This window comes from Calidithermus chliarophilus DSM 9957, from assembly GCF_000430045.1.
In the GTDB taxonomy this organism is placed as follows: domain Bacteria; phylum Deinococcota; class Deinococci; order Deinococcales; family Thermaceae; genus Calidithermus; species Calidithermus chliarophilus.
Window position 1 is genome coordinate 21,445 of the sequence record NZ_KE387028.1, and the last position, 8,007, is coordinate 29,451.

General features: G+C 72.2%; 5 protein-coding genes and 1 pseudogene. 5 read left to right on the forward strand and 1 reads right to left on the reverse strand.

The window, feature by feature from the left end; all coding sequences use genetic code 11:
- Positions 1–1,059: pseudogene (locus MEICH_RS0121585) on the reverse strand (hypothetical protein); the annotation flags it as partial.
- 104 nt (positions 1,060–1,163) lie between these two features.
- Here MEICH_RS0121585 and MEICH_RS0121590 point away from each other — a divergent pair.
- From MEICH_RS0121590 to MEICH_RS26440, 5 genes are all read left to right on the forward strand, one after another.
- Positions 1,164–1,547 (forward strand): hypothetical protein, encoded by a 384-nt coding sequence (locus MEICH_RS0121590; protein WP_147372918.1) that lies wholly within the window; start codon positions 1,164–1,166, stop codon positions 1,545–1,547.
- Positions 1,548–1,550: 3 nt separating this feature from the next.
- The gene (locus MEICH_RS0121595) at positions 1,551–1,955 is read left to right on the forward strand and encodes a hypothetical protein (protein ID WP_027894340.1); all 405 of its coding nucleotides are present in this window, start codon (positions 1,551–1,553) and stop codon (positions 1,953–1,955) included.
- 173 nt (positions 1,956–2,128) lie between these two features.
- On the forward strand, positions 2,129–4,747 hold the full coding sequence (locus tag MEICH_RS0121600; RefSeq protein ID WP_027894341.1) for a VirB4 family type IV secretion system protein: 2,619 nt from the start codon (positions 2,129–2,131) through the stop codon (positions 4,745–4,747).
- Complete coding sequence (locus MEICH_RS0121605) at positions 4,725–5,939, forward strand: hypothetical protein (RefSeq protein WP_027894342.1); 1,215 nt, start codon at positions 4,725–4,727, stop codon at positions 5,937–5,939. Before MEICH_RS0121600 ends, MEICH_RS0121605 begins: the two co-directional genes overlap by 23 nt.
- Positions 5,939–8,007: hypothetical protein (locus tag MEICH_RS26440; protein WP_036219980.1), on the forward strand; the 2,069-nt coding region annotated here is incomplete at its 3' end. The genes MEICH_RS0121605 and MEICH_RS26440, both read left to right, overlap by 1 nt.

Sequence of the window (8,007 nt, forward strand, 5' to 3'; positions counted from 1 at the left end):
CGCCACGTATCCCTTTTCGCCCCCCTGGGCCCCCACACCCCCCTCCGCCGCCAGCGCCGCGTAGCTGCGGCCGGGGTCCGCGCCCTGGGCCGCGCCCAGCGCCAGCGGGCTGCGGCTGGTGGTTGGGCGGGTCGCGCCGGGCACGCTCGAGGCCCCCCGCGACCCCGCGCCCGCGCGGTCGGGCGGGGTCGCGGGAGCGGGGCTGGCACCGTACTCCGGCAGCGGGGGCGGGGGCACCACTTGGTGCACCGGCGTCAGCCGGTCCCGAAGGGGATCGTCCCCGCCGGCCGTGCCCGGGGAGGGCGTGGGGTAAGCCCCGGCCGCCCCCGCCGCAGGGGTCGTGCCCGCGGGGAGGGGCGCGGTCGGGGGCAGGGGTACGTCCTGGGGCACCGGGCTCGCCCGTCCCGCCAGAGGACTCGCAGACATGCCGCCGGGCCCGGCGGCATGCTCGTCTGCGTGGGGGTCGCCCGGCTGGTGTACGGCCGTGCCGTCGCGGAGGGGGTCGTCAACGCCCCCAGCCCTGGCCGGGAGGGCTTGGGGGTCCTGGGCCAACTGCACGGGCGAGGCGGGCCCGGGCTCGGCGCTCGAGGCGGTGGCCACCCGGGGGTCTTCCACCATGCCTCCCGCGGCCCCGGGTCGGTCCAGCCCGGCCAGGGCCCGCGAGAGGTCGGGCCACAGCGCCCACAACGCCCCGGCGGCGAAGACCGCCCCGCCCAGCAGCACCGCCACCAGGCGGAAGTTGAAGTGGGTCTTGTCGCGCCGGGGGTCCTTGATGCCGAAGACCCGGTTGAGCCACGCCTGCGCCCGCTCGACCGCCCGCGCCCGCCGGACGGCCCCGCGAAACTCGCGCAGCGTGGCGGCGTGGGTGGGGTTGACGGGCGGCAGCGCCGAGGGGTCGCGCAGGGACTTCAGCGCGTCGAGCAGCTCGGGCCGCTCCCGCTGGATGCGGCGCAGGGCCTGCTCGAAGGCCGGGGTGCCGGGCTCGGGCAGCTCACCGCCGAGGGCCTGGTGGATGGCCTCGAGGGTATTCGTATATTGCTGATTGATAGGATCAGCCATGCTAACATCCTAGCAGGAGGCTCCTATAGGGTTTTTCATTCATGAGACTCTGCTCCTCTAAAGCAGCTTGTGATATGGTGATTTACGAAAGGAGATGCATGAGCATGAACCGAAGGATCATCCTCCTCTTGGCGCTGCTGGGACTCTTGGCTGCCGGGGCCGCCCTCGCCCAGGGTGGCGTGGAAACGGCGGTGGGCAACAAGGCGGGCGCGGCGCTGTGCCCGTTCATCAACATCCTCACCGGGGCGGTGGGCCGATTGGTCATCGTGGTCCTCCTCGCCGTCGCCGCGGTCAGCTACTTCGCCTGGGACGCGCGGGCGGGCAAGGCCATGGCGATCACGCTGGCGCTCGGCGGCATCGTGCTGCTCAACTTCAACGACCTGCAGAAGCTGGTCACCCAGATCGACTACTCCACCGCCAAGCCGCCCGGCAACAACCGCATCGTCATCGACTCCAGCGGCAACACCACCGTCTATTGCGGCAGCTGAGCCATGGACCCCCTGCCTCACCCCAACCTCGACCGCGTCTACACCTTCATGGGCTACCAGCCCTTCCAGATCGTCCTGGCGGGCGCGGTGCTCTTCGGGGGGATGCAGCTCAACCAGAGCCTGAAGGGGGGCTGGTGGGGCATCGGGCTCTCGCTGGCGGCGGCCTTCGCGGTGTTGCGGCTCTCGGCCCTGCTGCGTGACCGCTTCCCCGGTCGCGCCCTCGCGCACCTGCGGGCCAACGTCACCATGGCCCAGCGCTACGTGCCCGGTCGCGACCGCCAGCACGTGCCGCTGGTGCTCGAGCTCGAGCCCGACGCGCCCGCGCAGATCACCTCGGTGCACCGGCGTCAGCCGGTCCCGAAGGGGATCGTCCGTCCCCCGGTGCAGGGCCGCAGGCCCTCCCGATAGGGGATCGTCCGGCTGGCGTACGGGCCTCCCGCCGCCGGAGGCGGCGGCGTCCCGAAGGGGATCGTCCCCTGAGCCGCCTGCGCGAGCAGCCCCAGCCCGCGAGCCCCGCCAAGGCGGGGCTTCGCGCGCCAGAGAGGGGCCATAGGGGAAACACAGGAGCCACGGAGCCACAGATGTACACCAAACCCCTGCACCAGCTGCTGCCCTACTGGGAGATCCACCAGGGGGTGAGCTTCTTGGAGGACGGCCGCTTCGAGGTCGGGGCGGCCGTGGACGTGGGGCCCGACCTCTTCCGCAGCGCGGGCGACCGCCAGATCCTCCTGGCGCAGCTGCGCGGGCTGCTGGAGAGCGTGGTGCCCACCGACCAGCGCCTGCGCGTGATCGTGGAGTCGCGCCGGGGCAGCGCCGAGGAGATCGCCGCCTACCGTGCGCGCAAGCGTGCCGGGCGAGCGGTGTTCCGCATGCTCGCCGAGGAGCGCGCGCGCATGCAGGAACGGCTGGCCCGCCGCGGCCAGCGGCTGAGCTGGAAGGTCTACTTCCTCGTCAGCGGCGGCCGGGCGCGCGCGGGCGGCGGCAGCGCGCTGGGCTACCTGCTGGGCCGGGCGCGCGCGGCGCTGGGCCTGGCGGGCCGGGCCGCCCACTACCTGCCCTTCTCCCCCGGAGAGTTCGAGGAGGCGCTGGCCGAGGCCCACGACCTGCGCGCGGCGCTGGTGGCCTACCTGCGCCGGGGCGGCCTCGAGGCCGAGCCGATGGACGACCAGGCCGTCTTCGGCCTGTGCTATCGCTTTTTAAACGACCACGAGCCCCCCGGACCCTACCGCCCCGACCCCCGCTACGCCAGCGAGCGCACCCTGCGGGCCGACCCCGAGCTCGACCCCCAGACGCTCAAGCGGGCGCTGGGGCGGAGCGAGATCTATAACCTCGCCCGCGACTACCTGCACCTGGGCGAGGACTACGTGCGGCTGTACACCATGTACGGCCCGCCCGCCGCCACCCGCTACGGCCTGCTGGCCGACGCGCTCATCAACGAGCGCGCCTATCTGGTGCTCGACCTCGAGCACCCCGTCCAGGGGGCAGTGCTGCAGCGGCTGGAGAACAAGAAGCGCCAGGCCTGGCAGCTCAGCTCCGACGCCGCCAGCGCCCCCGAGTCGAGCGTGGCCAACGCGGTGGGCGACCTGCTGGAGGCCCTGCAGCGCCAGGAGAAGAGCGGGGAGCACTTCCTGCGCTGGGGCGCGAGCCTGCTGGTGCGCGGGGAGAGCGTCGAGCACCTCGACGCCATCGAGCGCATCATCCTGCCGCGGCTGGGCGACACGCTGGGGGCCAAGTGGCGCCGCCAGCAGGAGTACCTGGCCCACCCCTTCAGCCGGCTGCTGCCCTTCAGCGGCCGCAGCCAGGACACCACCTTCACCACCCTCTCCGAAAACGCGGCCCAGGTCGCGGTCTTCTTCGGCCCCTGGGTGCGCCCCAAGCTCGAGAGCGCGACCTGCCTCACCACCAACCGCTTCAGCGCCTTCGTGGGGATCGACCTCTTCGACCCCAAGGCCACCAACTGGAACACCGCCGTGCTGGGCGCGTCGGGCTCGGGCAAGACCTTCACCGTGCAAAGCCTGCTCTCCGACGCCATGGCCGAGGGCGACCTCGAGCTGATCCTGGTCGACAAGAAGGGGGACTACGCCCCGCTGGTGAGCCTGGCGGGCGGGGCCACCATCCCCATCGCCCCCGGCGCGGGCGTCACGCTCAACATGTTCGACCTGCCCCCCGGCGAGACCGAGCCCTCGGAGGAGAAGCTGACGTTCCTGCAGCGGGTCTTCCACATCCTCAAGGGCAACGCCGCGGCCTCCGACCCCGACTTCCACCTCAAGGAACAGTTATGGATGGAGGCGGTGCGCACCGCCTACCGCGCGGCCCGCGAGCGGGTGGCCGGGGAGGCGGCGGACGGGTGGCGGCTGCGGCCCATCACCCTCTCGGAGGTGCTGTCCACCCTGGGGGCGCTGGGCCAGCTGGCCGGGCGCTCGATCGGGGTGGAGGAGAAGGCGGTCGCCCGCAAGCTGGCGGTGGAGCTGTCGGTGTGGACCCAGGGGGCGATGGGCCGCTTCCTGGACGGGCAGACCAACGTCCACATGGGGGACAACCCGGTCATCTACTTCGACATCGCCGGCTTCGACGCCTTCGACGACGTGCGGGTGACGGCGCTGGGCGTCAGCCTCATCGCCCAGCTGATCTACGCCCGGCTCAACAACTCCCCCCGCGACCGCCGCAAGATCGTCGTCTTCGACGAGGCCCACGCGGTGTTCAAGATCAAGGCCTCGGCCGATCTGGTCACCGACCTCTACCGCCGCGCCCGCAGCTACGGGGCGGGGGTGTGGACCATGACCCAGAGCATCACCGACTACCAGGGGCCCTACGTCCAGGGGGTGCTCGACTCGACGAGCGTGTTCATGATCCTGCGGGTGCCCGAGCAGGAGGAGCTGGTGGTGCAGACGCTGGGCCTGCCCGAGGCCTGCACCGCCCAGCTGCGCACCCTCGAGCGGCGCAACGGGGAGTGGAGCGAGCTGCTGTACGTGATGCGCCGGGAGGACAGCCGGCTGCAGGGCGACATCCTGCGCGTCGCGCCGACCCCGCTCGACTACTGGGCCTTCACCTCCAGCGCCGCCGACGTGGCCCGCCGCCGGCGCCTGGAGGCGGAGCGGGGCAGCCTGCTGGCAGCGCTGGGCGAGCTGTCGGGGGCGGAGGTTTCGCGCTATAAGAGCTGGTTTGAGGAGGAGCAAGATGCGCGCGAGGCGGTTGTTTAAAACTCTACCCTGGCTACTGGCGCTGACCCTCTCGCCGGCGCGGGCGGTCGAGGCGCCCGACTTCACCTTCTTCACCGTCCCCGACTTCTACGTCGCCGAGCCGACGGTCGGCACTATCCAGACCGGCGACAGGAACAACCCCTTCGCGGTGGTGCTGGCCTGGCTGCTGAACAACGCGGTGGGGCTGCCCGCGAGCACGGACGCCCAGCAGCAGGTTCCCCTCTCGCGCCTGCTGGGCAACGTGTGCGCGGTCCACGAGGGCAAGCCCATCGGGGCCATCGCCTGCCCGCTGAGCAGCCTCTATCGCCGGGCGCTCGCCACGGTGAACAGCCTGGGCAGCCGGGCGGGCAACCTGGCGAACAGCATCCTCAACGACTTCCTGGGCCTGCTGGGCAATGCGGTGGCCAACCAGCTCAACAGCTGGGTGGCGGGGGCCATCGGCATGGACAACGTCAAGGCCGTCGCCAGCGGGCTGCAGGCGGCGGAGGACTGGCTGGCCGACACCGTGGCGGCCGTCGAGCGCCAGGTGCGGCGCAGCGCCTACCGCGCCAGTTCCTCCTGGCTGATGGAGGTCTTCCCCCAGGGGGGCCTCACGCTCACGGCGCAGGGCGAGGCCGAGCGGCGCGAGGAGGCCCGCCAGAAGGCGGGGGCGCTGGTGGGGGCGCTGCAGGCGACCAACGTCGCCGCGGTGGGGCAGGCCCAGGAGGCCGAGAGCACCCGCCAGGCGCTGCGCAACCAGGTGGCCCAGGCCGAGGAACAGGCCCCCCAACTCTCGCGCGTGGCCCAGGCCCTGGCCGGGGTGACCACCGACCTCGCGGCCAAGGCCGAGCCGCTGGCCTCCGCCCGCGAGCGCTCCATCCGCGCGGAGGCCAGCGTGCGGGGGGTGCTGGTGGAGATGGGCGCGCTGCAGATCGACGCGCTCAAGATGCAGCTGACCTCGGAGGACCGGCTGGTGCGGCTGGCCAAGGAGCAGATCCTGGCGCAGGCCGCCACCAACCAGATCCTCGCCGCCCAGACCAAGCTGCTCGTCCACCAGGCCATGCGGCAGCTCGAGGGGGTCGAGGACGCCTCCCGCGCCGCGGCCGAGGCCTTCGTCCGGCAGCTCGCCGCCACCAGCGCCACGCTGGAGGGCATGTACCGCATGCCCGCCGAGCTGAGTGAGACCCAAAAGACCATGGAGGAGGTCTATTGATGCCGCCGTGCGCGCGCGTCCTGCAGGCGTGGGGCCTGCTCGGCCTGTTTGCGCTGGTCCCGCTGGCCTGGGCCCAACCCCTGCCCCAGCCCCCCGAGCAGTTCACCCTCGAGCAGGGCCTCTCCATCGTGCAGGCCCTGGCCGACCCCGCCCGCTACAGCGAATACTTCCCCGACACCGACCGCTGGCTGCCCTTCTACGGGCGCAAGCTGCGCGAGTACAAGGTGCCGGTGCTGCTGTACAACTTCGGGCTGGTGCTGCTGGTGCTGGGGGTGGCCGCCACCTTCTGGCAGGCCAAGCTGGGCCGGCTGAGCCCGGCGCTGGCCCTGGTCCGGCTGGTGCTGGTGGGCGCGGCCTGGCAGACCCTGGTCATCCCCCCGCAGCACAACGGCTGCACCGAGGCGAGCCGGCACAGCTACCCCTGCACGCTCAGCAGCCAGCACAAGCCCAAGGAGATCTCCTACGTCACCACCGACCCCGCCACCGGCGGCTACGTCACCGCCACCAAGACCGTGACCGTCGAGGAGCCCACCGCCCCCGAGCTCCCGCTGCACCAGGGGCTGAAGTCGCTGTACAAGGACGTGTTCCTCAACTCGGCCAACCAGGCCATCATCGCCTCGCTCAAGAACGAGGGGCAGGGCATAAAGCGGGTGCAGACCATGGTGCTCAACCTCTCCATCACCTCGTGGATCGCCGCCAGCGCGGGGGCGGTGAGCCAGAGCGTCAACCCCCTGCTGCGCTGCGGGCTGGGGGCGGCGGTGGGGGCGGGCACCGGCAACGGGGGGGTGGAGGGTTGCGCGGCGGCCACCGCCGGGCTGCCGGAGATCTCGCGCAGCGTGAGCAACACCATGGGCACGGTGCGCACCCTGCTGGTGATGGGCCCGCTCGTCACCATCGCCACCTTCCACGCGCTCAACACCCTGGCCGGGGTCTACCTCTACAGCGTGCTGTTCTTCATGGGGCTGCTGGTGCCGCTGGCGCTCTTCGTCGGGCCCCAGGTGCTGCTGAACGCCTTCAAGTACGTCCTGGTGGCGCTGCTGACCCCGCTGGTCTCGGGGGTGCTCCTCTCGACCGGGATGAGCCTGACCTACAACAACGCCACCACCAAGATCCAAGCCCTCGAGGACATGGCCAAGAAGCTGGTTGAGGCGGGCACCCCCCCCGGGGCCGCCGCCTTCGCGCCCAGCCTCAACCAGGTCGCCACCCGCCAGCTCTACAACCTCTACCGCTGCCTGGAGGCCGACGCCCAGGGCCTGACGGTCGAGGGGGTGGACTGCGCCGCCAGCGTGGCGGGGGGCCTGGCGGGGGAGCTGGCGAGGGTCAGGGGCGAGAACCCCGCCTACGCCAACGAGGCCCGCCTCATGCCCAGCGGCTTCACCGCGCTGCAGGAGGCCTACGGGGTGGCGCTGAAGAACCTCCTCGAGCGGGTGCCGCCCGGCTTCGCCGCCGGCAGCTACCGCAGCCTCAGCGAGGACGACCGCAAGGCGATGTACGGCGAGCTCAAGAAGCTCTTCGGCGAGGGGAGGGTGGCGGTGAGCGAGGACACCAAGGGCCTGCTGGCCTTCTTCCAGCGCTTCAGGGGTTGGCCGGACCTGGGGGCCAACCCCGGCGAGACCGTGCGGCTGTACGTGGCCGCCAGTGGGGGCCACCCGCTGCAGGGCGGGCAGTGGAAGAAGGACTTCGAGTCCGTGGCCTTCGACCCGGCCAAGCTGCCCGAGGGATCGCTGCTGGGGGCGGGGGACACCTGGGCCGCCGGCGCGGCCAGCCTGGGGCTGATGAACCGCCTGGTGGCGCTGCAGGCCACCAGCGAGGGCTTCCAGCTCGCGCTGGCCTCGACGGCCCAGACCAAGGCGCTCAACATGGCCATCGTCACCATCCTGGCCGCGGCCATCACCATCGCCATGCTGGTCATGGCCAACCAGCTCCTGGCCGCGCTCTTCGGGGCGATGGTCGCGGGGGCGGGCGGCACCCTGAGCGGGCTGTTCCTGGGGAGCGTCGGGGGCGCGGCAACGGTCGGGGGCGGCTTCAAGGGCCTGGGCGGGGGAGGCCGGGGGGGAGGCGGGGGCCC